The sequence below is a fragment of the Pseudomonas sp. FSL W7-0098 genome (assembly GCF_005930585.1).
In the GTDB taxonomy this organism is placed as follows: domain Bacteria; phylum Pseudomonadota; class Gammaproteobacteria; order Pseudomonadales; family Pseudomonadaceae; genus Aquipseudomonas; species Aquipseudomonas bubulae.
The window spans coordinates 1-395 of sequence record NZ_RXHW01000025.1 but is presented as its reverse complement, the minus strand read 5'-3'; the positions used below and the strand labels follow the sequence as shown (position 1 = coordinate 395).

The window sequence follows — 395 nt, the reverse complement described above, 5'->3', positions numbered from 1 at the left end:
ACCATTCGCTCACAGTGTTACGCGCAGCGGTAGTTCAGTCGGTTAGAATACCGGCCTGTCACGCCGGGGGTCGCGGGTTCGAGTCCCGTCCGCTGCGCCATTTTTGTTGCCATAAGCCCCTTGAACGCTTGTGGTTGGGATAAGCCTGATAAATGCAGGTTTACCCGAAAGGCTTCGGTTTGGCAGTTCGCTGCGAAATCAAAGATGCAGGGCGATGGAAACGGATGTTTTTACAAGGTTTTGAAAAAATCCAAATAAAAACAACTACTTACACAAATAGTGTGAGAGAATGCGCCCCGCAACGAAAGCGAAGTACAAGGGTGATTAGCTCAGCTGGGAGAGCATCTGCCTTACAAGCAGAGGGTCGGCGGTTCGATCCCGTCATCACCCACCAC

General features: G+C 51.6%; 2 tRNA genes. Both read left to right on the top strand.

Annotated elements, in window-relative coordinates:
- Positions 1-23 precede the first annotated feature (23 nt).
- Positions 24-100: transfer RNA gene (locus FHL07_RS23530), tRNA-Asp, on the top strand.
- A gap of 218 nt (positions 101-318) precedes the next feature.
- Positions 319-394: transfer RNA gene (locus FHL07_RS23525), tRNA-Val, on the top strand.
- The last annotated feature ends 1 nt before the right edge of the window (position 395 follow it).